This window comes from Corynebacterium sp. HMSC064H12 (genome assembly GCF_001809925.1).
Lineage (GTDB): Bacteria > Actinomycetota > Actinomycetes > Mycobacteriales > Mycobacteriaceae > Corynebacterium > Corynebacterium jeikeium_D.
This window is the reverse complement of the sequence record NZ_KV799338.1, coordinates 19511-45047: the sequence shown is the minus strand read 5'-3', so window position 1 is coordinate 45047 and position 25537 is coordinate 19511. Positions and strand designations below refer to the sequence as shown.

General features: G+C 57.5%; 24 protein-coding genes and 1 tRNA gene. 20 read left to right on the top strand and 5 right to left on the bottom strand.

The genetic code is table 11. The annotated features are described in order from the left end of the window. The first annotated feature begins 584 nt into the window (after window positions 1-584). The 9 genes from nrdH (at window position 585) to HMPREF2681_RS04890 (ending at window position 11853) form a co-directional block, all read left to right on the top strand. Window positions 585-809: a glutaredoxin-like protein NrdH gene (gene nrdH, locus HMPREF2681_RS04930; RefSeq protein WP_005511161.1), complete on the top strand. Its 225-nt coding sequence runs from the start codon at window positions 585-587 to the stop codon at window positions 807-809. A gap of 84 nt (window positions 810-893) precedes the next feature. Continuing rightward, window positions 894-1316: a class Ib ribonucleoside-diphosphate reductase assembly flavoprotein NrdI gene (gene nrdI, locus HMPREF2681_RS04925; protein ID WP_070546277.1), complete on the top strand. Its 423-nt coding sequence runs from the start codon at window positions 894-896 to the stop codon at window positions 1314-1316. A gap of 174 nt (window positions 1317-1490) precedes the next feature. Further along, window positions 1491-3635 (top strand): class 1b ribonucleoside-diphosphate reductase subunit alpha, encoded by a 2145-nt coding sequence (gene nrdE / locus HMPREF2681_RS04920; RefSeq protein ID WP_172620253.1) that lies wholly within the window; start codon window positions 1491-1493, stop codon window positions 3633-3635. A 235-nt stretch (window positions 3636-3870) separates the two neighbouring features. Beyond that, window positions 3871-4596, top strand: a complete 726-nt coding sequence (gene deoD, locus HMPREF2681_RS04915) for a purine-nucleoside phosphorylase (RefSeq protein WP_016422251.1) — start codon at window positions 3871-3873, stop codon at window positions 4594-4596. A gap of 50 nt (window positions 4597-4646) precedes the next feature. Further along, a complete protein-coding gene (locus tag HMPREF2681_RS04910) occupies window positions 4647-6092 on the top strand; it encodes an MFS transporter (protein ID WP_016422252.1) in 1446 nt (481 codons plus the stop codon). Between the two features lie 337 nt (window positions 6093-6429). Further along, window positions 6430-7446 (top strand): class 1b ribonucleoside-diphosphate reductase subunit beta, encoded by a 1017-nt coding sequence (gene nrdF / locus HMPREF2681_RS04905; RefSeq protein ID WP_016422253.1) that lies wholly within the window; start codon window positions 6430-6432, stop codon window positions 7444-7446. Window positions 7447-7776: 330 nt separating this feature from the next. Further along, a complete protein-coding gene (gene ctaD / locus HMPREF2681_RS04900; protein WP_005511131.1) occupies window positions 7777-9477 on the top strand; it encodes an aa3-type cytochrome oxidase subunit I in 1701 nt (566 codons plus the stop codon). A gap of 280 nt (window positions 9478-9757) precedes the next feature. Beyond that, window positions 9758-11050 (top strand): phosphoserine phosphatase SerB, encoded by a 1293-nt coding sequence (gene serB, locus HMPREF2681_RS04895; RefSeq protein WP_070546267.1) that lies wholly within the window; start codon window positions 9758-9760, stop codon window positions 11048-11050. Beyond that, window positions 11050-11853: an aminoacyl-tRNA hydrolase gene (locus HMPREF2681_RS04890; protein ID WP_016422256.1), complete on the top strand. Its 804-nt coding sequence runs from the start codon at window positions 11050-11052 to the stop codon at window positions 11851-11853. Before serB ends, HMPREF2681_RS04890 begins: the two co-directional genes overlap by 1 nt. On the opposite strand, the gene HMPREF2681_RS04885 is transcribed toward HMPREF2681_RS04890, so the two are convergent. From HMPREF2681_RS04885 to HMPREF2681_RS04875, 3 genes are all read right to left on the bottom strand, one after another. Beyond that, a complete protein-coding gene (locus tag HMPREF2681_RS04885) occupies window positions 11844-13427 on the bottom strand; it encodes an AMP-binding protein (RefSeq protein WP_069359083.1) in 1584 nt (527 codons plus the stop codon). The genes HMPREF2681_RS04890 and HMPREF2681_RS04885 overlap by 10 nt on opposite strands. 182 nt (window positions 13428-13609) lie before the next feature. Continuing rightward, window positions 13610-15598 carry an ATP-dependent DNA helicase gene (locus tag HMPREF2681_RS04880; RefSeq protein WP_187400024.1) on the bottom strand — a complete coding sequence of 663 codons (1989 nt, stop codon included), beginning with the start codon at window positions 15596-15598 and terminating at the stop codon, window positions 13610-13612. Between the two features lie 128 nt (window positions 15599-15726). Further along, window positions 15727-17037: a nicotinate phosphoribosyltransferase gene (locus tag HMPREF2681_RS04875; RefSeq protein ID WP_070546275.1), complete on the bottom strand. Its 1311-nt coding sequence runs from the start codon at window positions 17035-17037 to the stop codon at window positions 15727-15729. An 81-nt stretch (window positions 17038-17118) separates the two neighbouring features. Here HMPREF2681_RS04875 and clpS point away from each other — a divergent pair, with 81 nt between their 5' ends. From clpS to HMPREF2681_RS04835, 8 genes are all read left to right on the top strand, one after another. After that, the gene (gene clpS, locus HMPREF2681_RS04870) at window positions 17119-17412 is read left to right on the top strand and encodes an ATP-dependent Clp protease adapter ClpS (protein WP_005511165.1); all 294 of its coding nucleotides are present in this window, start codon (window positions 17119-17121) and stop codon (window positions 17410-17412) included. A 30-nt stretch (window positions 17413-17442) separates the two neighbouring features. Then, entirely contained in the window at window positions 17443-17994 is a 552-nt protein-coding gene (locus HMPREF2681_RS04865) for a DUF2017 domain-containing protein (RefSeq protein WP_070546264.1), read from the top strand. Between the two features lie 85 nt (window positions 17995-18079). Beyond that, window positions 18080-19183: a P1 family peptidase gene (locus tag HMPREF2681_RS04860; RefSeq protein ID WP_070546262.1), complete on the top strand. Its 1104-nt coding sequence runs from the start codon at window positions 18080-18082 to the stop codon at window positions 19181-19183. Between the two features lie 16 nt (window positions 19184-19199). Beyond that, window positions 19200-19874 carry a rhomboid family intramembrane serine protease gene (locus HMPREF2681_RS04855; RefSeq protein ID WP_016422263.1) on the top strand — a complete coding sequence of 225 codons (675 nt, stop codon included), beginning with the start codon at window positions 19200-19202 and terminating at the stop codon, window positions 19872-19874. Between the two features lie 108 nt (window positions 19875-19982). Then, on the top strand, window positions 19983-20849 hold the full coding sequence (murI, locus tag HMPREF2681_RS04850; RefSeq protein WP_370546129.1) for a glutamate racemase: 867 nt from the start codon (window positions 19983-19985) through the stop codon (window positions 20847-20849). Between the two features lie 73 nt (window positions 20850-20922). Then, entirely contained in the window at window positions 20923-21705 is a 783-nt protein-coding gene (locus HMPREF2681_RS04845; RefSeq protein ID WP_049193335.1) for an MBL fold metallo-hydrolase, read from the top strand. Between the two features lie 68 nt (window positions 21706-21773). Continuing rightward, window positions 21774-22535 carry a ribonuclease PH gene (gene rph, locus HMPREF2681_RS04840; protein ID WP_049193334.1) on the top strand — a complete coding sequence of 254 codons (762 nt, stop codon included), beginning with the start codon at window positions 21774-21776 and terminating at the stop codon, window positions 22533-22535. Continuing rightward, a complete protein-coding gene (locus HMPREF2681_RS04835; RefSeq protein ID WP_016422267.1) occupies window positions 22532-23233 on the top strand; it encodes a non-canonical purine NTP pyrophosphatase in 702 nt (233 codons plus the stop codon). The genes rph and HMPREF2681_RS04835 overlap by 4 nt, the downstream gene beginning before the upstream one ends. A 22-nt stretch (window positions 23234-23255) precedes the next feature. On the opposite strand, the gene HMPREF2681_RS04830 is transcribed toward HMPREF2681_RS04835, so the two are convergent. Beyond that, on the bottom strand, window positions 23256-23609 hold the full coding sequence (locus HMPREF2681_RS04830; protein WP_005511118.1) for a DUF3817 domain-containing protein: 354 nt from the start codon (window positions 23607-23609) through the stop codon (window positions 23256-23258). 33 nt (window positions 23610-23642) lie between these two features. Beyond that, the gene (locus HMPREF2681_RS04825; protein ID WP_016422268.1) at window positions 23643-24038 is read right to left on the bottom strand and encodes a hypothetical protein; all 396 of its coding nucleotides are present in this window, start codon (window positions 24036-24038) and stop codon (window positions 23643-23645) included. Between the two features lie 202 nt (window positions 24039-24240). Here HMPREF2681_RS04825 and HMPREF2681_RS04820 point away from each other — a divergent pair. From HMPREF2681_RS04820 to HMPREF2681_RS04810, 3 genes are all read left to right on the top strand, one after another. Further along, window positions 24241-24322, top strand: a tRNA-Leu gene (locus HMPREF2681_RS04820). A gap of 156 nt (window positions 24323-24478) precedes the next feature. Beyond that, a complete protein-coding gene (locus HMPREF2681_RS04815) occupies window positions 24479-24898 on the top strand; it encodes a hypothetical protein (RefSeq protein WP_070546260.1) in 420 nt (139 codons plus the stop codon). Window positions 24899-25080: 182 nt separating this feature from the next. After that, window positions 25081-25278, top strand: a complete 198-nt coding sequence (locus tag HMPREF2681_RS04810; RefSeq protein ID WP_016422270.1) for a hypothetical protein — start codon at window positions 25081-25083, stop codon at window positions 25276-25278. Window positions 25279-25537 lie beyond the last annotated feature (259 nt).

Genomic DNA, 25537 nt, shown 5'->3' with positions numbered 1-25537 from the left:
GATGCAATGACCGCCTGACCCTACCGCCCGAAAATTGGCTTGAAAGTGTCATAAACTCGCACAGTTTCATATGTGCAGCCCGTGTTCATATGTGCAGCCCGCGATTTTTGAGATCGCTGCGGAATCCGAAGTTGGGTAGGGGAGGGACAAAGGCAGGGCGGGGACACTGCGGCGCCTGGAATCGGTGCGGTCGGCTGCGGGGCGTCATGCAGTAATTGGTTTAACCAAAATCCACCGATAGTTGTTTTTCTACGATTTTCTAGAATTTTTAGCGTGAAATTACAAGGTTGTGGTGCGTCTGTGTACAACATCTTGTGCGCCAGAGATCTCCGAACAGGGAATACCATGGTTGTGAGTACTACATCTAGTATGACTAGAGTTTTCTAGGCACCAAGTGTAGTGTTTTCGATGTCGAGCCAAGGAGAGCTAAAAGGACCTGTCTGCCACCCGTACTCGGTTTCTCATGAACCCTGGGAGCTTTCGGTCATTCAACCAATCCGCTGATTCCTCGGCCGCTTCCGTTGTTTGTACGAAGTCGATCCGATTCATTGGTCTTACCCAAAGCCAGAAAGTTTGTGAGAGTCATGGTTACCGTTTACAGCAAGCCTGCATGTGTCCAGTGCCGCGCTACCACTCGTGCCCTCGATAAGGCTGGAATTGCCTACGATATCGTCGACATCACCATGGACGATGAGGCTCGGGACTACGTCATGGCTCTCGGTCACCTCCAGGCGCCGGTCGTTGACACTGGCACTGAGACCTGGTCGGGTTTCCGTCCGGATCGCATCAAGGCTCTCCAGGCAGCGTAAGAATCACACACCTCTCCGCAGATTTCGTTGACCACCCGGGAAGCGAAGATTGCGGGGGTTTGCGATGTAAAGGGTGAAGCTCTCATGCTGGTGGTGTATTTCTCCTCGGCGACGGGGAATACACACAAGTTTGTTGAAAAGCTAGGTATCAAAAATGCCCGCATTCCCATCCGTCGTAATGAGCCGGAGCTTATCGTCGATGAGCCCTATGTCCTCATTTGTCCGACTTATGGTGGTGGCGTTTCCATCAGCGGTGGTAACTCAAGGCCAGTTCCTCCGCAGGTCATCAAATTTCTTAATAATGAGCACAACCGCTCTTTCATCCGAGGTGTGATTGCTGCCGGCAATCTCAACTTCGGTGAGGACTTCTGTAAAGCAGGGGATGTCATCTCCTACAAGTGCAAGGTTCCATATCTATATCGCTTCGAGCTGATGGGAACCGACCACGATGTGCGGCGAGTCCGAGAAGGGCTAGAGGAGTTCTTCCACGCTAGAGCCAGCGCCTAAGTTGGCAAGCCTCAGTGTCGAGGGAAGGGGCACTGAGGACAACCGGATGGATACGCTCGCGGAAGCCGTCGTAAAGCGGTGTGCGAGGAAAATAGCTAGATTGGATTGCTCTGGGCAGTGTTGGAACAGACCCTGTGCAGGCAAATGAATATTAAAGGAGTCAACGTGTCGGAAATGGGCAAGCAGGTCGCGGAGCCGGTGGGTGAGGACAAGCTGGATTACCACGCGCTCAATGCGCTGCTGAATCTGTACGGTGAAGACGGCAAGATTCAGTTCGATAAGGACCGCATGGCTGCGCGACAGTTCTTCTTGCAGCATGTCAATCAGAACACTGTGTTCTTCCATAACTTGCGGGAGAAGCTCGATTACCTGGTAGAGAACCATTACTACGAGGCTGAGGTTCTGGAGAAGTACGAATTTGAGGACGTCAAGGCGCTGTTCAAGCAGGCCTACGCCCACAAGTTCCGTTTTCAGACTTTCCTGGGTGCTTACAAGTACTACACCTCGTACACGCTGAAGACTTTCGACGGCAAGCGTTACTTGGAGCGCTACGAAGACCGTGTGTGCATGGTTGCTCTTACGCTTGCCGACGGCGACTTGGGGCTCGCGCAGCACCTGGTTGATGAGATCATCGCCGGACGCTTCCAGCCTGCTACTCCTACATTCCTCAACTCCGGTAAGGCCCAGCGCGGCGAGCCGGTGAGCTGCTTCCTGCTGCGTATCGAGGACAACATGGAGTCCATTGGCCGCGCCATCAACTCCTCGCTGCAGCTGTCCAAGCGCGGCGGTGGTGTGGCGCTGCTGCTGAGCAACCTGCGTGAACAGGGCGCTCCGATTAAGCACATCGAGAATCAGTCTTCCGGTGTCATCCCGGTTATGAAGCTGCTGGAGGACTCCTTCTCCTACGCTAACCAGCTGGGTGCTCGCCAGGGAGCAGGCGCTGTCTACCTGCACGCGCACCACCCGGACATCATGCGCTTCCTGGATACCAAGCGTGAGAACGCGGACGAGAAGATTCGCATCAAGTCGCTGTCGCTCGGCGTTGTCATTCCGGACATCACGTTCGAGCTGGCCAAGCGTAACGACGACATGTACCTCTTCAGCCCGTACGATGTCGAGCGTGTCTACGGTAAGCCGTTCGCGGACATTAGCATCACCGAGAATTACGCGGATATGGTCGAGGACCCGCGTATTCGTAAGCAGAAGATCAACGCGCGTCAGTTCTTCCAGACCATCGCTGAGATTCAGTTTGAGTCCGGCTACCCGTACATCATGTTCGAGGACACGGTTAACCGCGCGAACCCGATTGAGGGCCGCATTAACATGTCGAACCTCTGCTCGGAGATTCTGCAGGTCAACACCCCGTCGACCTACAATGCGGACCTGTCCTACGAGCACGTGGGTGAGGACATTTCCTGTAACCTCGGTTCGCTGAATATTGCGATGACCATGGACTCGCCGGACTTTGGTCGCACTGTCGAGACTGCCATCCGTGGCCTGACTGCGGTCAGTGAGCAGACTTCTATTGACTCGGTGCCATCGATTCGCAAGGGCAACGACGGATCTCACGCCATCGGCCTGGGGCAGATGAACCTGCACGGCTACCTTGGCCGCGAGAAGATTATGTACGGCTCGGAAGAGGGCCTGGACTTCACCAACGCCTACTTCGCAGCAGTGCTCTACGCAGTCCTGCGCGCATCCAACAAGATTGCTCGCGAGCGCGGTCAGAAGTTCGTCAACTTTGAGAACTCTGACTACGCCAGCGGCAAGTACTTCGATAACTTCGATCCGGCAGAGTTCCAGCCGAAGACTCAGCACGTCAAGGAGATCTTCGAGAACTCCACCGCGCACATTCCGGACGCTGAGGACTGGGCGCAACTGAAGGCCGACGTCATGGAGTACGGCCTGTTCAACCGTAACCTGCAGGCAGTGCCGCCGACCGGTTCGATTTCCTACATCAACAACTCGACCTCGTCGATTCACCCGATTGCATCTCAGATTGAGATTCGCAAGGAGGGCAAGATCGGTCGCGTATACTATCCGGCTCCGCACTTGGACAATGACAACCGTGAGTACTTCCAGGACGCCTACGAAATCGGCTACGAGAAGATCATTGACACTTACGCGGTCGCTACCAAGTATGTTGACCAGGGACTGTCGCTGACCTTGTTCTTCAAGGACACGGTGAGCACTCGTGACCTCAACCGTGCGCAGATTTACGCATGGCGCAAGGGTATTAAGACTCTGTACTACATCCGCCTGCGTCAGGTTGCGCTGGAGGGTACTGAGGTCGAGGGTTGCGTATCCTGCATGCTTTAAGCAAGCGTGCTTGAGGGCTAGGCATCTAGTGCTTCAGTTGTAGCGCATTGAAGGCGCGAGAATTTCCCCGAGTTTTGCCGGGAGATTCTCGCGCCTTTTTCGTCACTCCACCCAATTGGGAACAAATGTAAATATCACTATTGACGGTTGTAATCCAGGTAATTAACCTGGGCAGTGGTACACCAATGTTCGCATAATTTTCACCCACGGCTAGTGGGGGAAGGGGCTGGAAGCCATGTCCGATACCACTGGTAAGAGCACTCCACACATCAACCCAAAGGGTGCGCCGATTGCAGAAACCATTTTGTTGCCAGGTGACCCGCTGCGTGCCAAGTTCATTGCGGAGACCTATTTGGACGATGTCGTTCAGTTCAACAAAGTTCGCAACATGTTGGGCTTTACCGGCACCTACCAGGGGCAGGAAGTGTCCGTCATGGGATCCGGTATGGGCATTCCGTCTATCTCGCTGTACTCCTGGGAACTTATCCATGTTTTCGGCTGCAAGAAGCTGATTCGCGTCGGTTCCTGCGGCGCGTTGCAGCCGGAGCTGGACCTGTATGACGTGGTTATCGGCCAGACGGCATCGACGGACTCCAATTTTCTATCGCAGTACAACTTGCCGGGAACGTTCGCCCCGTCCGCATCTTTCCGTCTGATTGAAGATGTTCGCGATCGTGCCCGCGAGCAGGGCATCACTACACACGTCGGCAACATCTTGTCCAGCGATATTTTCTACAACTTCCAGGATGATGTGAACGACCGTTGGGCACGCATGGGTGTGCTGGCGGTGGAGATGGAATCTGCTGGCCTTTATGCCACCGCCGCCGAGGCCGGTGTGGAGGCCATGGGAATCTTCACTGTGTCGGACAACATCGTCACCGGTGGAAAGACCACTCCGGAAGAACGTGAGAAGGCCTTCACGACGATGATGGAGCTGGCATTGCCGCTGGCTCGACTCTAGTGTCCTGGTCCGCAATCAATTGGCTTGAAGTGTGAAATAGGTACAGTGCGATGAGCAATCCCGCCAGCAATACCAGCTTGAACGTGAATCCCCGTGAAAGCGCAGCGTCCAAGGCTGCCGCGCCAAACCCTAAGGCCGCAGTCCCGGTCTTGCTGTTTTCCTTTGTATTCTGTTTGGTCTTGGACAATGGCTTTAAGTTCATGACCAAGCCGATTGCGGAATCTCTGGACCTCAGTGTCTCCACGGCCAGTCTGCAGGCGACACTCGCCGGTATCTTGATTGGCATTGGAGCGGTGGTGTACGCCGCATTGGCGGACAGCATCAGTATCCGCAAATTGATGATTGTCGGTATCGGCTTCGTCGCCGTGGGCTCTCTACTGGGTTATTTCTTCCAGGGAGTATGGCCAATCGTGCTTACTGCCCGCATTATTCAAACTGCCGGCCTGGCGGCGGCTGAGACACTCTACGTCATCTATGTCACCAAGTACCTAAGCCCAGAAGATCAGAAAACCTACCTCGGCTTTTCCACCGCGGCCTTCCAAGCCGCGCTGCTGATTGGAACGTTGACCTCGGGAATCGTGGCTACCTACATTTCCTGGCCGGCTATGTTCCTGATTTCGCTCATTCTGATAGTTGCCATTCCGTTCCTGATCAAGACAGTTCCGGAGGAGCAGCAGCAGAAGAGTCACCTGGATATCTTTGGCCTGTTCCTCATCGCGGTCATCGCCACTGCGGTGATGCTGTTCATGCAGCAGTTCCAATGGTGGTGGCTGGTTGCCGCTGCGCTGGGCGTCGCGCTCTTTGTCTGGCACATCCGGACACATGACAACGCCGTGGTCAGCCCGTCGTTCTTTACCAATGCTCGCTACGTTTGCGCGCTGATTGTTGTGCTCGTGGTTTACATGGTCCAGTTGGGGTATTCGGCCATTCTGTTGCCGTATATGGTCGACGAGCTCTATGGCATCAACCTCGACGGTGCTGCCTATATCCTCGCGCCGGGCTACCTCTGCGCTGTCATCGTCGGTGTAATGTCTGGCAAGGTTGCCAAGTTCCTGCCCTCGAAGCAGGCCATTGTCGCGGCTATCAGCATCATCATCGTGGCGTTGCTCATCCCCGCAGTGCTGCCGGGGGCCGGTGTTGCCACGGTTATCGTCTCCATGATTCTGTTCCCATCAGGGTTCGCGCTCATGTATGCGCCGTTGGTCGCGACCGCACTGCAGAACATTCCTGCCGCCAAGTCCGGTGTTGCAATCGGTTTCTACAATCTGACGATCAACATTGCCGTACCGGTTGGCATCGCGTTAACGGCCATGCTTGTTGATTCTCGACCGGCCTTCTTCAGCACCCTCTCCATCGCGCAGTCTGAAGCAGAAGGGGTCTCCGCTACCATCGCTTGGTTGCTCGCGCTCATGGCTGTCGTAGGTTTGCTGGTGTACGTCATCTCCGACCGCATCATCAACGACACGGCGGAAAACCGAGAGAAGGTTCACGCCTAGGTTCGCGCAACATCTTGCGCTTGGTGCTTGACGACGGACATTGCGTCGTCAAGCACCTTGTTCTTTGTGTGACGTGGGGTTAGGGGAGGGGCACCGGGAACAAGACTCGGCAAGTGGGGCGATTTCTTCTAGGCCGCGTGCTTAATAATGCGGGTGTGGGTAAGCTGCTAAGGGTAGTGGCTCCTTTCATCGGGAGCCTGACGTTTTGTAGTGGGACAAGGCTGGAATAGCCACCGCTGCAGTCGCTGTTTGAACTCGTAAAGAGTGAAGGACGTTCCTTATATATAAGGTGTGTTCGAAAAACGGCAATATCAATGAAAAAGGGAGAGGTTTCCACGTGAGTTTCGATGATTGCCCACCCTCGACTCCGGCCCACCGTGAGAAGAATCCAGAGTCGCGTGCATGCCCAGTTGCGGCTATTGACTGGAACACGATTCCTGATGATAAGGATCTCGAGGTTTGGGATCGTCTGACCGGTAACTTCTGGTTGCCGGAAAAGGTGCCGCTGTCGAATGACATCAAGAGCTGGAATACGCTCAACGCACTGGAGCAGCGCACCACGATGCGCGTGTTCACTGGTCTGACCATGCTGGACACCATCCAGGGCACGGTAGGTGCAGTATCACTCATTCCAGATGCGCTGACTCCGCACGAGGAAGCTGTGTACACCAATATCGCCTTCATGGAATCGGTGCACGCAAAGAGCTACTCGTCGATTTTCCAGACGCTGGCGTCGACTCCTGAGATTCAGGATGCGTTCCGTTGGGGCGAGGAGAATGAGTACCTGCAGAAGAAGGCCAAGATTATCCTCGACTACTACGAGGGCGATAATCCGCAGAAGAAGAAGGTTGCTTCCACTTTGCTGGAGTCCTTCCTGTTCTACTCGGGCTTCTACCTGCCGATGTACTGGTCCAGCCACGCCAAGCTGACCAACACCGCGGACATTATTCGCCTAATCATTCGTGATGAGGCAGTTCACGGTTACTACATCGGTTACAAGTACCAGCGCAACCTGGAGCGTCTGACCCAGGCCGAACGTGACGAGCTGAAGGATTACACCTTCGACCTCATGTTTGATCTCTACGACAACGAGATTCAGTACACCGAAGAGATGTACGACGAACTCGGTTGGACCGAGGATGTCAAGCGTTTCTTGCGTTACAACGGCAACAAGGCTCTGAACAACTTGGGCTATGAGGGTATGTTCCCGGCCGACGAGACTCGCGTTTCGCCGTCGATCCTGTCGGCCCTGTCGCCGAATGCTGACGAAAACCACGACTTCTTCTCGGGTTCCGGCTCTTCCTACGTCATGGGTAAGGCTGAAGTAACCGAGGATGAGGACTGGGACTTCTAAAAGCACAGGTGTAGGGAACATTCCGCATCGAGCCTCACTCTGGTGACAGCACACACACGGGGGTAGTAGTCCTAGCCTCGACGGTTCCTGCTAAATAGGCGTTAGCCCAGGTTAAGACAATTCTCAGGAAACTAATAGTGTGCTTAGCTGAGTGGGGAAGTGAGCCGGAAAATCCCTTAGCCTTAACTTTTTCCAAGGTTCAGACTAGAATCTGGCACATAGCGGTAGGTGGGTTCGCCGTCGCGTACTCGCCTGCACTATTCTCACAAGGACAAAACTTAAAATCCCTGTAGTGAGTTACAGGAAATCTTCGCGTAGTAAGGAGGAAGAATGACTGCAGTAGCGCCTCGTCCAGATCATGGCGTTGTAGCGCCGGAACGGCCGCAGCCGTTCGGACATGAGCGTAAGGGCAGCTGGGCGTGGGAAATGCTGACCACGACCGACCACAAGAAGCTGGGCATCATGTACATCATTATGTCCTTCTCGTTCTTCTTTGTCGGCGGTCTGATGGCTCTGCTTATCCGTGCTGAGCTCTTCGCCCCAGGACTTCAGTTCCTTTCTAACGAGCAGTTCAACCAGATGTTCACCATGCACGGCACGGTGATGCTGCTTCTGTTCGGTACCCCGATTGTTTGGGGTTTTGCTAACTACATTCTGCCACTTCAGATTGGTGCTCCGGACGTGGCTTTCCCGCGTCTGAACGCTTTCGGCTTCTGGCTGACCACCATTGGTGGCATTCTGATGCTGTCGGGCTTCCTGACCCCGGGTGGTGCTGCTGACTTCGGTTGGACCATGTACTCCCCGCTGTCTGACCCGATTCACTCTCCGGGTGTCGGTTCTGACCTGTGGATTGTCGGTGTCGGTGTTGGTGGTGTCGGTACCATCGCTTCCGCCATTAACATGACCACCACTGTCCTGTGCCTCCGTGCACCAGGCATGACCATGTTCCGTATGCCAATCTTCACCTGGAACATCCTGGTTACCTCGATCCTGGCTCTGCTGATCTTCCCGATTCTGACTGCAGCTGCTCTTGGTGTTTTGTACGACCGTAAGCTGGGCGGTCACATTTACGACCCGGCAAACGGTGGCGCAATGCTGTGGCAGCACCTGTTCTGGTTCTTCGGTCACCCAGAGGTCTACGTCCTGCTGTTGCCGTTCGTGGGCATCATCACCGAGGTCGTTCCGGTCTTTTCCCGTAAGCCGCTGTTCGGCTACGCAGGTATGGTCTTCGCAACCCTGTCTATTGCAGGTCTGTCCATGGCTGTGTGGGCACACCACATGTTCGTGACCGGTGGCGTTCTGCTTCCGTTCTTCTCGTTCATGACCTTCCTGATTTCGGTCCCGACCGGTGTTAAGTTCATCAACTGGATGGGCACCATGTGGCGTGGCCACATGACCTTCGAGGCTCCGATGACTTTCGCTCTCGGCTTCATCGTGACCTTCCTGTTCGGTGGTTTGACCGGTATTATGCTGGCTTCCCCACCGCTGGACTTCCACGTCTCTGATACTTACTTCGTCGTGGCGCACTTCCACTACACCCTGTTCGGTACCCTGGTCTTCGCTTCCTACTCGGGCGTTTACTTCTGGTTCCCGAAGATGACTGGTCGTATGCTCGACGAGAAGCTGGCAAAGGTTCACTTCTGGCTGACCTTCATCGGCTTCAACCTGACCTTCCTGGTCCAGCACTGGCTGGGTAACGAGGGTATGCCGCGTCGTTACGCCGACTACCTCGAGACTGACGGTTTCACCACCCTGAACATGATCTCCACCGTTGGTGCGTTCATCCTGGGTCTGTCTGTTATCCCGTTTGTCTGGAACGTCTTCAAGTCCTGGCGCTACGGTGAGGTCGTCACTGTTGATGACCCGTGGGGTTACGGTAACTCCCTCGAGTGGGCTACTTCTTGCCCGCCGCCGCGCCACAACTTCACCTCGATGCCGCGCATCCGCTCGGAGCGCCCGGCGTTCGAGCTGCACTACCCGCACATGGTTGAGCGTCAGCGCGCAGAGGCCCACGTTGGTCGTCAGCTCTAAGAGCTAGTGGCTACATGGCTGATGCAACTCTGAGTTAATAACTACGCGAAGCTAAGGCCCCATCACGGTTCTCCGTGATGGGGCCTTAGTCTTGTCTTTGAGAGTCTTTCCTAGGGAAGAGGCAGTAAGAGAGCGCAGTAAGAGCAGGGGGGGGCGCAGGGAGCGCCAGAAGGGCAAGAGAGCAAGGCGATGGCTAGCGCCTGTCGCTGGCCACCCACTGAAGTGCGGAATCCCGCAATGCGATGAGCACTCTGCCGGGGCTTCATGCGATACTGGATTGGTGAATGAACAGGTAATTACCTCTCCCAGTCAGTCCGCAGATACCGATGCCTTGTCGGTTTCGTTAGCACCGGGACTAGCTCCGGTGCTTATTACCGCTGTTGGCCGAGACCGCCCGGGTGTCTCGGCATCCTTCTTCCGTGTGCTCGCGGCCCACGGAGTTCAGATTCTTGATGTGGAGCAGTCGGTGTTCCGCTCTAATTTGAGTCTCGGTGCGCTTGTTGGCGTCACAGAAGAGAAGGTCGGCGTTCTGCGTGAGGGGCTCATTGAAACACTGAAGCCTCACGGCATGACAGTCAGTTTCCAGCTTGATGCCCCGATTGAGCGCAGCGATGGATCTACCCACGCACTTGTCGTATTGGGTAATCCGGTCAATGCTGAGGATATTTCCCGTATCGGCCGTACTCTCGCAGATTACGGTGCAAACATCGATTCCATTCGCGGTATTGCCGACTACCCAGTTACTGGCCTGGAGCTGCTTGTCTCTATTCCGGACCCGAAGCCGGGTGCGGGCATTCCGCTGCGTAAGGCGCTGGCCGAGCTTGCACAGGACCAGGACATTGACATCGCAATTGAACGCGCAGGTTTGCAGCGCCGATCCAAGCGCTTGATTTGCTTCGATGTGGACTCCACTTTGATTACCGGTGAGGTCATTGAGATGCTGGCCGCCCACGCTGGTCGCGAGGCGGAGGTTGCAGCGGTTACAGAGCGCGCTATGCGCGGTGAGCTGGACTTCGCCGAGTCACTGCATGAGCGAGTTAAGGCTCTGGCTGGCCTGCCGGTCAGCGTCCTAGAGGAAGTCACTAACTCCATCGAGCTGACTCCAGGCGCCCGCACCACGATCCGCACGCTGAAGCGCCTCGGTTACAAGTGTGGTGCTGTCTCCGGTGGCTTTATCCAGATCTTGGAGCCGCTGGCAAAGGATCTCGGTCTGGACTTTTACAAGGCGAATACCCTCGAGGTCGAGGACGGAAAGCTGACTGGACGCGTGGTCGGCGATGTCGTCGATAGGCAGGAGAAGGCCCGCAGCCTCAAGACGTTCGCCGCAGAGTCGGGATTTCAGATGCATCAGACCGTTGCGGTCGGCGATGGGGCCAATGACATCGATATGTTGTCGGTCGCAGGCCTTGGTATTGCTTTCAATGCCAAGCCGGCGCTAAAGGAAATCGCTGACACGTCCGTCAACGTTCCATTCATGGACTCGATTCTGTTCATGCTGGGCATTTCCCGCGATGAAATCGACGATGCCGACCGCGAAGATGGCACCTTCCGCCGCGTGCCGTTGGAGCAGTAGTGCAACGCGAGGATCACAAGAATCCAGCTGTCACGGACGCATCATCGGTACCGGAGTGGTTCCGTATCGCCCATAACCTCCTGCCGCAACCCGATAGGGAAGACCACGGCGAGGATGTGCCGTGGGCAATGGCTATTGTGCTTGAGGTTCCGAAGAAGGAACGCCCCTCGCGCACTGCGCTGCTCCGCGCTGCCGCGATGGCTGTTGTTGCTTGTTGCCTGGACGAACGCGCAGGCGATGACACTTCTGCCTATCAACAAGGTCTGGCGTCTTGGTACGGTGCGCGCATCCGCAAGCTCACACGTCGCGCTCGCAATATCGGCTGGCAACGCGCTCAGCTTGCACCGGGTGTCACCGTGGACGTCGACGGCGCGCAAGCTCGCGCACTAGTGCCAACTCCTGTCGACGAAACCTACCCGGAGATTGCCAAACTACAAATTTCCGGCACCGATTTGCCTTACGACGACCCGGAGAACACATCTCCCGGCGCCCCGGGCGACCATGAGAGCGCTGACACCTTTGCTCCGCCAGTGATTTGGGTGGACAAAAACCTGAATATGTCCGTAGGAAAGGTGGCCGCGCAAGTTGGACACGGCTCAATGCTCTATGCGGCCAGTCTGTCGGTCGAGGACGCTTGGGCGTGGGCGCAAAGTGGTTATGCGTTAGATGTGAAAGAAGTACCGCGGGAGCAGTGGCCAGCGCCAGAGCTCCGCGCGGTTGAGGTTCAGGATGCCGGGTTTACCGAGATTGCTCCCGGTTCAGTCACCGTGGCGGTGACCCCTGGGGCAGTAACTCACGACTGAGCGCGTGCTGCCTCCATGGCCTTGAGATCCTTGCGCAGAATCTTGCCCGTCGCCGACTTCGGGATTTCATCCATGAACTCGACTGCTCGCACCTTCTTGTACGGTGCGACGCGGTCGGCGACGTAGTCCATAATCTCGTCTTCAGTCACCTGCTCGCCCGCCTTGATGACGACGTAAGCCTTAGGAATCTCCTCGCCGTCGGAGCGAACGACACCACTGCAGGCGGCATCGGCAATATCCGGGTGGCTGAGCAGCACGGACTCGAGCTCGGCCGGCGGAACCTGGTAGCCCTTGTACTTAATCAGTTCCTTGAAGCGGTCGACGATGTACACATTCCCGTGTTCGTCGAGTTCCGCAACGTCGCCGGTACGCAGCCAACCGTCGACAAGCGTCTCTGCCGTCGCCTTCGGGTTGTTGAGGTAGCCCTTCATCACCTGTGGACCATGAATCCATAGCTCACCTGCCTCCGAGCGCCCCTCGGCGGGAACCGGGATTTCCTCAAAGCTGTCGGAGTCGAGGTTGACAATCTTGTACTGAGTGTTGGGGACTGCGCGACCGATCGAGTCCAGCGGACTATCGTGGCCGATGCGGATGTGGGCTGCTGGCGAGGACTCGGTCATGCCGAAGCCCTGTGCGACCACGCAGTCAAGGCGCTTTTCCACCTGTTCCGCGAGGTCAAGTTGGAGAGAAGCGGCACCCGAGAAGATTGTCTCCAGGCTGGACAAGTCAAAGGAATCGACAGCTGGGTGCTTGGCCAGGCCCACAGCTACAGGTGGTGCGATGAACGCGAACTTCACCTTGTGCTCGGCGATGATGGACAGGAAATCGACGAGGTCGAACTTGCCCATGGTGTACTGCGTCGTGCGGCGCCACAGGCACAGATTCAGCAGCGCAGTCAGGCCGTAGATGTGGAAAAACGGCAGGATAGTGACAGCCGGGGTGTCCTCGGTCAGCGCGTTGACTGTAGCTCCACCCGCCTGAGCGACGTTGGCCACCAAGTTGCGGTGAGTGAGCTGGACGCCCTTCGGTACACCGGTGGTTCCCGAGGAAAACGGAATCACGGCAACGTCATCGGGTGATACGTCGACGTCCGGGGCGCCGTGCCCCTCGGCAAGCAGCTCGCCCATGCCGTGGAGGCCCGTCAGGCCGATAATCATCTCTTCCGGCAGACCAGCAGCCTCAGCGCCGTGGGCGCCAGCCCAACCGATTGAGGAGGTCGTTAGCATCATCTTCGCGTCAGACATCCGGAGTTGGTTTTCAATGTCCTCCGCAGTTGCCAGCGATGCGACCGTCGTGCAGACAGCCCCCGCGCGTAGGACACCGTGAAGAGCGACCGCGAAGGTTGTCGAGTTGGGGCAGTGGAGAGCCACAACGTCGCCCTTCTTAATCCCACGTGCTGCCAGCGCACCCGCAAACTTCTCAATGCTGGCCTTCAGATCACCGAAGGTGACCTCGGAGCCTGAGTCAACGATTGCAAGCTTGTCCTGGTGACGTGGCTCAATTTCTCCGAAGAGGAACTCAAAGAGTGAGGTCTCCGGGATGTCGATGTCGGGGAGGTTGCTGGAAAGGGGCATGCAGGAAATCGCCTTTCTAATCTCGTGCACGGCTGCCAAGTGTCCTGCTTCATTAGCTCGGGCACTGTAGCAGTGCTGTGTTTCACATCACAATAATGTATTGGATAGAAAAGCGTGGGATTTTTTCCAGAAACTATGCCTAATCCAGCGTCACCTCGTGAGCCCAGACAGCCCCCTCTGAATCAGCTTTGGGTCAGCCGCTGCAACGCTCCAGCCGCAATATCCAGGTTGGTCGTCCGCCAGAAGTCAGGCATCGACGCGGCAATCCAGGAACCATAGCGTGCAGTAGCCAACCGTGAATCCAGTACCGCAACAACCCCGCGGTCATCGACTTGGCGTAGCAGACGACCAGAACCCTGCGCCATCAGCAGCGCTGCATGTGTCGCTGAGACCTCCATAAAACCGTTTCGGCCAGCGGCATTAGCCGCATCGGAGCGCGCGGACAAAAGCGGGTCGTCGGGGCGGGGGAACGGGATGCGATCGATGATGACACACGATAGCGATGGGCCAGGAACATCGACGCCTTGCCACAGCGTCAGCGTGCCAAACAAGCATGTCTGCGGATTAGCTGCGAAGCGATCAACCAGAGCACCGATAGAGTCATCGCCTTGGCACAGCACGTCGTAAGGCAGGCGCTTGCGCATTTCCTCCGCCGCTGCCTCGGCGCCTCGGCGAGAAGAAAACAGCCCGAGCGTTCGCCCACCAGCGGCGCGGATGAGGCGCTCCATGATCGCGAACTGCTCCGGTGTGGCGCCGTCGCGTCCAGGTCGTGGCAGGTCGCGTGCGACGTAGAGGATGCCAGATTTCTGCGGGTCAAAGGGCGTGCCGACGTCCAAGCCATCCCACCCACCGGAGGGAAGCCCCCAAGCGGCGGCCATGGCATCGAACTTGCCGCCAAGAGCAAGTGTTGCTGAGGTCAAAACGACGGTGGATTCGCCGAAGAGGCGTTCGCGAAGCAGTGCTGCGATGGACAGGGGAGCGACATAAACTGTCTTGTTCTCGCCAAGCCATACGACATCGTCGCTACTGAACTCTAGAATTCGCACGACTGTGTCGTGCATATTTTCCACGGCAGCGCGGACGGTCTGGCGCTCAGTGTTGTCAGAGTCAGAACTCGAACCACCGGAGCCCGACCCGCCAGAGCTGCCTGAACTAGAGGTGCCTAGCGTGGTCTGTAGTTGCCACAGGCTATCGCGGAGCGAAGTTAGCGCCGCTCCAAGCTCACCGGGAATTTCTTCGAGTGCGCCGCTGTAGGCGTCGGCAAGCAATGCGACGGTCTCGCCGAGTAGATCCGTGGCATCGGTGACATCATCCACCTGCTCTGCGGCTCCGAATTTGCGGGCGCGCCGGGCCATCATGGTGATACCGGCAGGGGAGAGCTCGTCGGTGGCAACAGAGGTGATTCGACCGTCGAGCTCGTGAGCCTCGTCAATGACAACGCAGTCGTGCTGCGGCAAAATCATGGCGTCGGAGAGCGCATCGATGGCCAACAGTGCGTGATTGGTGACAACGATGTCAACGTTGGAGGCCTCGCGGCGGGCTTGTTCGGCGAAACACTCCTCGCCGAAAGGGCAGGAAATGGCACCGACGCATTCGCGAGCCGTGACGGAGACCTGCCGCCAGGCTTCGTTGGAAACGCCCTTGTCCAGGCTGTCGCGGTCGCCGGTGTCGGTGTCATTGGCCCACTCGCGTAGCCGCATGACCTCGGCAGCGGTTCGGCTGAGCTGCGCTTCGCTGAGGAGGGCAGTGGGGCCAACGGCGTCACCTGAGCTGGCCTGCTCGGATTCATCACCGTCCATGACGGGATCTTTGATGACATTTCCGACCTTGGACTTGCACAGGTAGTTCGAGCGGCCCTTGAGGATTGCGAAGGTTGGCGTGCGGGACAAGTGTGGCTCTAGCGAACTGACTAGCCGCGGCAAGTCGCGTTCGACCAGCTGGCGTTGCAGCGCAATGGTCGCCGTGGAAACGATTACAGACTCGTCGGACTCCATTGCTTGCACAATGGCAGGCACCAGGTAGGCCAGCGACTTACCCGTACCGGTGCCTGCCTGTACCGCTAGGTGCCGCTCGCGCGCAAAGGCGGAGGCCACCGACCGGGACATTTTGACCTGATTCGGTCGAGTCGTTCCGCCGAGTCCCTTCACTGCCGCATCGAGAAGAGCTTCGATGCTATCCGCGTTATGGACGCTGGCTCTCGGTGAAGCTAGCTCGTCAACATCGTCAAAGTCCTCAAAGTCGTCCGATAGCTCAGCAAAATCTGCGTGCCCGATACTGTCCGACACAGTTCCCCCGCCGCCTAAACGCCGTGAAAACGGACGGACAGTACCGGCTCGTCACGGGAAAGTGCAAGTCCCTCCCACGGGAGGCTGACCAGCGCTTTAACCAAGTGATCGCGGGACTCCTCCAAGGTCGGTAGACCATCGACGACCTCGCCATCGCGCATCATCGGAATGGTCAGATCGCGGTAGTGCAGGTTGCCCACATCCAGGATTTCTGAGCCGAGCGGGAAAGCGATTTCCTCCACGGCGGTACCGGAACGACGGCAGGTACGAATAGCCGCCTTCACGCCACCGTGGCTTCGCTTGTCCAACGAGCGCTTGGCGACGGGCACCCCATCAACTTCGACCATCTTGTAGACCAGGCCCGCAGTCGGTGCGCCGGAGCCAGTGACTACAGAGGTGCCCACGCCGTAGACATCGACCGGCTCTGCCCTCAGCGCCGCAATGGCGAACTCGTCGAGGTCAGAGGACACTACGATGTTGGTGTTGTGCGCCCCCAGCGAGTCGAGCTGCTGACGCACCTGGCGAGCGAGAACTCCGAGGTCGCCGGAGTCAATACGTACACCGCCGAGTTCCGGACCCGCGACCTCAATAGCCGTATTGACGCCCTCGGTGATGTCGTAGGTATCCACCAACAAAGTGGTGTCGGTTCCCAGTGTGTCAATCTGAGCCTTGAAGGCCGCAGCCTCGTTCGTCGTGCCATCTGGGTTGGTGTGCAACAGAGTCCACGCGTGCGCAGCGGTACCGGAAGCTGGGATGTTGTACCGTGCCGCTGCCTCCAAGTTGGAGGTGGCGCTAAAACCTGCCAGGTAGGCGGCACGGGCAGCAGTCACAGCTGCTTCTTCATGAGTGCGACGCGAACCCATTTCAATAATCGGGCGCCCACCGGCAGCCGTGACCATTCGGGTTGCTGCCGAGGCGATGGCGGAGTCCGCATTGAGAATGGAGAGAATAACAGTCTCCAAAATGACGCACTCGGCGAAGGTGCCTCGCACCGTCAAAATGGGCGAGGCGGGGAAGTAGAGCTCTCCCTCGCGGTAGCCGTCGACTTGGCCACTGAAGGAATAGTTACGCAGGTAATCCAGCGTCCTGTCATCGAGGAAGTCCAGCGAAGCCAGCTGTTCCTCGGTGAAGCGGAAGTTGCGGATAGCATCCAACACACGCGCTGTACCAGCGACAACGCCATAGCGACGCTCATTCGGCAGGCGACGGCCAAACACCTCGAAGGCGACCTGGCGCTCGCCGGATCCGTCGGCAAGCGATGCCTGCAGCATCGTCAGCTCGTACTTATCGGTGAGAAGGGCGGTGGAGGAATGCTTATCAATCACGGTCAATAGTCTAGTCGGCTGAAGCGGGCCGGGGCAGTCGGTTCCGGCGAGCGCGCGCCACTCCGTACTATCCTGGTGCCTATGAGCATGCCAGCAGCAACACCGATGCCCACTATGGATGCCGATGTCGTGACGGAATCGAACCGACCCTGGCAGTGCATTGTGTGGGATGACCAGGTTAATTCGATGAGTTATGTCACCTACGTGTTTCAGATGCTCTTCGGCATGGACCGAAAGAAGGCGCACGCGCTAATGATGACGGTTCACACGGAGGGCAAGGCAATCGTGTCTTCCGGTGAGCGTGACAAGGTGGAGGCCGATGTGAAGAAGCTCCACAAGGCAGGCTTGTGGGCAACAATGGAGCAGGCTGACTAAGCCGATATTCGACAGCGGGAGAGAATTTACATGCGTCCTTGGAAGCGCAAGCGATCCCTTCTCGGCGGTGGCGTCAAGTACGTCACGGCTTTTGAAGGCACGGAGCGGGATTTGCTGCTGAATCTGGCTGCTACTGTGGCGGACTCGCTGATGGAGCGAGCCCGGTCGGCGCCGAAGGATGAGCTCGCGGAAATGACGGGAATGCCTGTCGGACACTCCGAAGCCCCATCCGATCCGAAGCTTGCGCGACTGTTGCCGGACTTCACCAAGCCGGGTGAGGAGAGCGTGGAGGGGGAAAACGCTTTCATGCGCCAGCTGCATGAATCGGAGATTGTAGAGAGCAAGCTCCATTCCCTGCGTGCGATTATCGATGCCCTGGAGCCCGCCGAGTCGGGGCAGGTATCCATTTCGGAAAGTGATGCCCATGCCTGGGTAGCGGGTATCAATGACTTACGTATTTACCTGCATGTTTCCATGGAGAACCTCAATGGCTCCATCGAACAGATTGAGCAGACCGACGCGATGTACCAGTGGCTGTCCTACAACCAAGAGTCACTGTTGGACCAGCTCATGGGTGAGTAGCGAATCCGAGCAAAACCCCGAAAAGATGCAGTAATCAACTGAGGTTAGCTGCCATGAACTGTGGTGAAAGGTGCCGTGGTCGACAATGAATTCTGAGATCTTCGCAATCAGCCCCACCGACATTCGACACCAAGCCAGCAGTGCTGCGCTGGGCACGAGCATCGACATCGGCGCAGGCTGTCTCGACTCCATCGACGGCATCTCCATCGGCCATGCTGCTGAGGGGGATACCGGAGTCACCGTCATCGCCGCTCCAGGCGGCGCTGTCGGCGCTGTCGATGTCCGCGGCGGCGGTCCGGGCACCCGCGAGACCGACCTGCTCGCACCGGAGAATACCGTCGAACGCGCCCACGCTGTCGTTTTGGCTGGCGGCTCCGCGTACGGCCTCGCAGCTGCCGACGGAGTTATGCGCGAACTGCGCGACCGCGGCATTGGCTTTGAGGTCACCCCAACTCGTCCGGATATCCTCGTGCCCATCGTTCCCGGTGCTGTCATCTTCGACTTGCTGTTGGGGGAGCCGACGCTGCCCACCGCTGCACTCGGGCGCGAGGCGTTGTCGCACGCGCTTGACGACGTCCCGGAGGGCACTCCCTCCGGCACAATAGGTGCCGGTGTTGGCGCTATGGCCGGGGCAATCAAGGGTGGTTTTGGACAAGCCCGTGTGACCTCCGCCGATGGTAAGTACTTTGTGGCTGCCGCAATGGTGGTCAACTCCTTTGGTGCGGTCATTGACCCGGAGGGACACCTTTACGGAATGCCCGCGGCTGCCGGTGCCAGCAAGGAGGCATTGGCCCAGCTGGACCAGGTTTTCGTCGGTAGAACCAAGATTCTCGCCGATGCGGCTGGCGACGGGGAATCGTCGGCAAGCACGCGAAACACAACGATTGGCACGTTGATAACCAATGCGCCGGTGACAACTGCGCAGTTGAAGCGGTTGGCGATGTGCGGTCATGATGGGCTGGCACGAGCGATTCGGCCGGCCCATGCGCCGATGGACGGTGACACGCTGTTTGCCCTCAGCTCGGCCGAGGCGGCGGATAGCGGAAACGCTGAACCCGTGGGCTCGGATGTGGTGGCCCTGTTGGCTGCGATGGCGGCCGATGCGGTGCAGATGGCTATTGTCGATGCCGTGATGAGTGCAACGGGACGCGCGGAAGTAGCCGCGCTGTCAGAGATGCTGGACAAGTAGTGAAGGAAGTTCGCCAATGAATCCGCAATGGAGCTCGGGACAACAGCAGAATTACCAGAACTATGCGCAGTACCCGATGGGCGGTCCCGTGCAGACGCGGCGGAATAATCAGATTGTTCCACAGGATCGCGACGGCGGGCTCGGGGCGGCCATCAGTACGGCTATTGGGTACCTGGCACTTATCTGGACGGTCTTTCTTGTCAACGAATTCATCTTTGGTGGGGCGCTGAACAACTTCGGTGTGCGCCCACGCGAAACCTCGACGCTGTGGGGAATTTTGACCGCACCGCTGCTGCACGCAGATTACGGGCACATTGTGGCGAACTCTCTGCCCGGGGCGTTGTTCGCCGGTTTGATTGCAATGTCGTCGAAGCGGCTATTTTGGCAGGTCACACTCTTGATTACGGTCGTTGGTGGCGGTCTGACATGGCTGGTCGGCGGTGTAAATACCGTCCACATCGGTGCGTCCGGCCTGATTTACGGCTGGCTGGCGTTTTTGGTGGTACGCGGTTTCGTGAATCGTCGGGTGATGCAGATTATTTTGGGCGTAATTCTGGCATCGATGTATTCGGGTCTTATCTGGGGAGTGCTGCCAACACAGATGGCTGTTAGTTGGCAGATGCACCTCTTCGGCGGGCTTGCGGGCATCTGGGCTGCGGTGATGTTTAAGCGTGGTCGTGCGCGTGGCTAAGAGTGCACGTGGTTAAGAGCCCGAGGTACGTGGCATCAGCTCCTGGCGGAATCGGCCTAGAATAGGAGCTTCGGTGTTTGACCAACGATATGAGGAGTCCAGATAGCGGTGGGAGCAGGAGCAGAAACTCAGGTAGTCAATCAGCTGACAGCGCAGGATAGCGGCTTCCCCGACCGAACAGCGCCGATTGGCATCTTCGACTCCGGCGTCGGTGGGCTGACAGTGGCACGTGCCATCATGGATCAGCTTCCGCACGAGTCGATTATGTACATCGGCGATACTGCCAACGGCCCTTACGGCCCGTTGCGCATCGCCGAGGTTCGTCAGCACGCGGAAGCGATTGCCGATGAACTGGTTGCACGCGGCTGCAAGATGATTGTCATTGCCTGCAACACTGCTTCGGCCGCATTTTTGCGTGATGCCCGCGAGCGCTACCCAGTCCCAGTAGTCGAGGTTATTCTGCCTGCTGTGCGCCGTGCGGTCTCGACCACCAGGAACGGAAAAGTCGGCGTAATCGGTACCTCCGCCACAATTCGCTCTCGTGCCTACCAAGATCTCTTTGATGCAGTGCCCGGCGTGGATGTCTCCGCGGTCGACTGCCCGCGATTCGTGGACTTTGTCGAGCGAGGAATCACCTCTGGTCGCCAGATTCTCGGACTTGCAGAGGGCTACCTCGCGCCATTGCAGGCCGATGGTGTAGACACCCTCGTTCTGGGCTGCACCCATTATCCGCTGCTGTCTGGTGTGATTCAGCTGGCTATGGGGGAGGACGTCGCCCTAGTGTCGTCGGCGGAGGAGACGTCGAAGGATGTTCTGCGCATCCTCACAAAGACCGACATGCTCGCTGACCCGGAGAGTAATCCGAACCCTGTGCGCACATTCGAATCCACTGGAGATCCGCAAGTTTTTGCATCCCTGGCAAAGCGCTTCCTTGGGCCGGGTATTAGCCAGGTCACTATGCATTCCCAAATGTGACCTTTCTTATTAAATCCAGACACTCCATTGGTTTTTTGCTCGTTTTTGATCAATTACATGGCAAGCTTGAAGTATGCGATTGAAGGTTCTGGGATGTACAGGCAGCATGGGTGGCCCATCGGCGCCAGCATCTGGCTACCTCATTGAGCTGGATAACGGTCGAACCTTTGTCATTGATTTGGGTCCCGGTGTCCTCGCCGAATTGCAGAAGATCTCTGATCCTGCAGCTTGTGATTTGTTACTAACTCATGTGCACCCAGACCACACTGCAGACATTCCAGGGCTGCTCGTCTGGCGTCGCTTCCACCCGACAGCCCCGGCGAGTTCCCGGAATCTCCTGGTTGGCCCCGGAGACATTCACGACCGGATAGGCACCATGTGCAAAGCACTGGGAAGTGAAGAAGATGCCAACCTGGAAGACACTTTTGATCAGGTTGTGAGTAACCCCGGTGAGCCACTGTTAGTCGGTGGGGACGAAGCGGACGGAGGCGCCGTCGTCACGCCGTATAACATGGTCCACCCGGTGCCAGCTGTTGGATATCGCATTGAAGCAGATGGTCTGACCATTGCGTACACCGGAGATACTGCGTGGACCGATGAATTGGTGGAGCTGGCGCGGGATGCGGATATCTTCATCTGCGAAGCCACATGGTGCAGCAACGAAGAGGGCACCCCACCGGACATGCACCTGACAGGCTTTGAGGCCGGAAAGGCAGCGACGCTGGCGGGGGTTAAGAAGCTGGTGCTGACTCACATTCCGCCATACGCCGACGGTGAAGAAGCACTACGTGCTGCGAAGAGTACCTTTGCCGGTGACGTTGAATTGGCCTACCTGGGCATGGAGCTAGGCGGCTAGTCACAGCGACTATCGGGTTTCCGTACAGCTGTCGCACCGCTTCCGCGCCGGGCGGTAGGGTAGTTGGCATGACTACAGCTAATTCCGATTTTCGCCGTGCCGATGGACGCGCGGTTGATGAAATGCGCAAGGTGACCATCACTCGCGGCTTCACCGACAATCCGGCCGGTTCTGTGCTGGTTACTTTCGGTAATACGCGTGTAATGTGCACCGCTTCCGTCGAACAGTCGGTGCCACGATTCAAGCGTGACTCCGGCGAGGGCTGGTTGACCGCTGAGTACTCCATGCTGCCGGCCTCTACCCACGAGCGCATGCCCCGCGAGTCAATGCGCGGCAAGGTCAAGGGTCGCACTCACGAGATTTCCCGTCTGATCGGTCGCTCCTTGCGAGCTGCTATCGACTTGAAGGAACTCGGTGAGAACACCATCAACATCGACTGTGATGTTCTGCAGGCGGATGGTGGTACCCGAACCGCTTCCATCACCGGTGCGTACGTCGCGCTGGCTGATGCCCTGACCTACCTGCATGCAGCGGGTGCAGTTCCGGGCACCCCGCTGAAGGCACCAGTCGCAGCTGTTTCGGTTGGCATTATTGATGGCCGTGTCTGCCTGGATCTGCCTTACGAGGAGGACTCTCGCGCTGAGGTCGACCTCAACGTGGTGATGACCGCAGAGGGTAAGTTCGTCGAAATCCAGGGCACTGGCGAGGAAGGCACCTTTGACCGAGGTCAGCTGAATGACATGCTCGACTCGGCGGAAAAGGGTCTGCGTGAGCTCGTTGCCCTGCAGCAGGAAGTTCTGCGTGCGCCGTACCCGGGTGAGCTGCCGTGAAGCTCCTCGTCGCTACCCGAAATTCTAAAAAACTAGTCGAGCTCGACCGCATCCTGCGTGCGGCGGGTATTGATTCGGTGGAACTTCTTTCGCTTAGCGACGTCCCGGAGTACCCAGAGCGCCCCGAAACCGGTCGCACTTTTGCGGACAACGCCTACATCAAGGCTTTCGATGGTGCGACACACACCGGCTACGCGTGCTTGGCAGACGATTCGGGGCTCAGCGTCGATGAGCTAAACGGCATGCCGGGTGTGCTCTCGGCGCGCTGGTCCGGCACTCACGGCGACGATGTCGCTAACTACGAGCTGCTGCTCGCCCAGATGGGGGACTGCCCAGATGAGCGTCGTACGGCGTCCTTCCGTACCGCCTGCGCGTTGGTCGTCCCCGGTGTCAAGGAGGTGCCGTCCGCGCTTGCCGACGGCGGTTTCCCAGCCGTCCTCGATGAAGCCGGTAATCTGCTGCTGGTTGTAGAGGGCCGCTGGCCTGGCGCCATTCTGCGCGAGCCTGTTGGGGACAATGGGTTCGGCTACGATCCGGTGTTCGCGCCCGCAGTTGGGGAGGGCAACGAAGCTGAGGGGGCCTTGTCTGCGGCACAAATGAGCGCCGAAGACAAGGACGCTTTTAGCCACAGGGGGCGTGCACTGCGTGCCTTGACTCCGGCGCTGAAAATTCTGGCTGAGGTTGAGGCTAAGGGGTAGCCCTCGGGCTGCCGAGAGCCCGCTACTTCAGCTGGAAAGCGGTCTCGACTTCCTCACGACGCTTCTTCTCGACGAAGAAGGAGAGGAACGGGACCACGCCACCGAGCGCGGTGATAATCCACTTTGCTGGTTCCCAGCGGGCCTTGGTACCCAGGTTTACGGTGGCAATGAGGAATGCCATGTAGCCGAAGCCGTGAATCTGGGCGGTGTAGAAGAACCACCGCGGCGCGTCGGCGGAGTTGTCGAGGATGAGGTACTTGTAAATCATCTCGGCACACAGCAAGAGCAGCATCACACCCGTGAAGTAGGCGGTGACGGAGAAGTACGTCAGTGCCTTCCTTACGCGCTCTTGACGATCTGGATTGATGTTGGTCACTAAAAGTCCTTTTCTCGAATAAGCAGTTATCGCCTAGGCGTTGGTGCCAGAATCCGTCGATTGTGTCTCATCCACACGCTGCACCTTTCGCGAGCCATCTGGGTTGGTCGGCAGGAATTCGTCTGGAATTTCCGTCATGACATCGTCTTTAGCCTCAAATGCGGCCTCGCTATTGCCGCTCAGGCGTTCGCGTTCGTACTCCATGTATTTGCGGTAGGCCCAAATAAAGAACAGGCCGAAAGCTGGCCACTGCAGTGCGTAGCCCAGGTTTTGGAATGAGCTGGTTGTGTTCCACCTGCTGAGCTGCCAGTAGGCGAGTGCAAGAGTGGCGCCGACTGCAAGAGCCAAGAAGATTAGTTGCACCACGCGGGTACGAGTGGGAATCTTCGCTGGCTTGTCAGTGGTATTGGAATGCTGTGAAGTGGACACATAACCACCATAGCTAGTCCGTGACCTGCCAAGCTAGCGCGCTCGCTGGATAGGCAGGGGATGGGACATTAGGAAATCTGCGGCAAACCCGTTAAAGTGTGTACAGTCCAAATGAGCTGTGAAAGTTCGTTGTGCCTGTAGGTGGCTAATAGGTAGTCCATGCTTACGGGGACTGTACGTAACTGTCACGGATTCGCGACGGGCGCCTGTGGCGGAATTGGCAGACGCGCTGGATTTAGGTTCCAGTGCCTTAGGGCGTGGGAGTTCAAGTCTCCCCAGGCGCACACATAAATACCCCGTGACTATGCAGGTCACGGGGTGTTTTCGTTCTCCAGCCCGCCAGATTTTTCGCCCTCATTACGCTGCGTGCCCAAAATCTGCCCCATTTCCCGCCCGAAGCTATTCCAAGGTCGCTAATCTCCCGTGCACGGTGTAGAACCATGACTATGAAAATTGTTGTCTGCGTCGTTTATCCCCGCTATCCGGATAACACTGAACCTCTCGGCGGGTTCGTCGAGTCCGAGGAGACCGCCCGCAAGATAGACGACTGGTGGCGTGCACAACCTGGCGACATGATTGGTACCTGGGAAGATTTCGAGGTCGAGGTCGAAAGCCGCGACCAGATTCTCTACGGGGTATTTAGTGGTACGCCCGCCCACAAGATTGACGAGCCAGACTACTACGACCCTATATGTCACGGGGTGTACACCGACCGTAAGGTGGCTGAACACGCAGCTAAGCCGGAGACAATGTGGGAGGCCAACAACTGCCCTCCTAAGTTTGTGCTTCCGTTCCGCCTGGGCTGGAAGTTTGACCGGTATTTCCCCGATGGAAAACCCTGGCCGCCAGACCGGTCGTAGACCTGCGACAGTATTCGCATCGATAAGGGGAACGCAAGACGGGGCAGCCGCACAGCGCGCGTGAGTACCATTCTGGGAAACCTCTGTCCGCTCATTCCACTGCGTAGGGCAATCGAATCTGTCGATACAATGACGCTGATCGAATCGTATCTTGAATCGTAAGGTGGAAGCAGGGAGGCAACATGAGCATCTCGATGCATCTGGATGAGTACATGGCGCGTCGTGGCATAGTTCCCGACGACACTGTGGTCAACGATGATCCCTGCGCAATCTTCGACGGCAAGGTCGAGCGCGATGGTAAGTCGCAGCAGGACCTTGAAGAGTCAGAGCGGCGCTTAGAAGAAGCGGAGTCCACAATTCTGGATATGCTAGGCGATTAATCGAGGAAAGATTGAGCGTTCTCGGCGCCCATTGACACGCATTCCGGGTGTGATGTTCATCACCGATTGGGCATAAATTGGCTCAGTCTTCCGGGCTTCATTTTCCACTGCCGGTGCTGACAGAGTGGTGAAGTGCAAGCAATTTCTCGACAGGGGAACACTGTTTTCTACCTGCGAAGTTCTTTCATTTTAGAAGCGTTGTACTCGCTGATTTCGCAGCCGTGTTCGGCCTCTCGTTTTGGGGTTGCAAATTATCTTC

Coding starts and splice junctions, on each gene's coding strand:
- nrdH (WP_005511161.1), top strand. CDS start 585: ATGGTTACCGTTTACAGCAAGCCTGCATGTGTCCAGTGCCGCGCTACC.
- nrdI (WP_070546277.1), top strand. CDS start 894: ATGCTGGTGGTGTATTTCTCCTCGGCGACGGGGAATACACACAAGTTT.
- nrdE (WP_172620253.1), top strand. CDS start 1,491: ATGGGCAAGCAGGTCGCGGAGCCGGTGGGTGAGGACAAGCTGGATTAC.
- deoD (WP_016422251.1), top strand. CDS start 3,871: ATGTCCGATACCACTGGTAAGAGCACTCCACACATCAACCCAAAGGGT.
- HMPREF2681_RS04910 (WP_016422252.1), top strand. CDS start 4,647: ATGAGCAATCCCGCCAGCAATACCAGCTTGAACGTGAATCCCCGTGAA.
- ctaD (WP_005511131.1), top strand. CDS start 7,777: ATGACTGCAGTAGCGCCTCGTCCAGATCATGGCGTTGTAGCGCCGGAA.
- HMPREF2681_RS04885 (WP_069359083.1), bottom strand. CDS start 13,427: ATGCCCCTTTCCAGCAACCTCCCCGACATCGACATCCCGGAGACCTCA.
- clpS (WP_005511165.1), top strand. CDS start 17,119: ATGAGCATGCCAGCAGCAACACCGATGCCCACTATGGATGCCGATGTC.
- HMPREF2681_RS04865 (WP_070546264.1), top strand. CDS start 17,443: ATGCGTCCTTGGAAGCGCAAGCGATCCCTTCTCGGCGGTGGCGTCAAG.
- HMPREF2681_RS04860 (WP_070546262.1), top strand. CDS start 18,080: ATGAATTCTGAGATCTTCGCAATCAGCCCCACCGACATTCGACACCAA.
- HMPREF2681_RS04855 (WP_016422263.1), top strand. CDS start 19,200: ATGAATCCGCAATGGAGCTCGGGACAACAGCAGAATTACCAGAACTAT.
- HMPREF2681_RS04845 (WP_049193335.1), top strand. CDS start 20,923: ATGCGATTGAAGGTTCTGGGATGTACAGGCAGCATGGGTGGCCCATCG.
- rph (WP_049193334.1), top strand. CDS start 21,774: ATGACTACAGCTAATTCCGATTTTCGCCGTGCCGATGGACGCGCGGTT.
- HMPREF2681_RS04815 (WP_070546260.1), top strand. CDS start 24,479: ATGACTATGAAAATTGTTGTCTGCGTCGTTTATCCCCGCTATCCGGAT.
- HMPREF2681_RS04810 (WP_016422270.1), top strand. CDS start 25,081: ATGAGCATCTCGATGCATCTGGATGAGTACATGGCGCGTCGTGGCATA.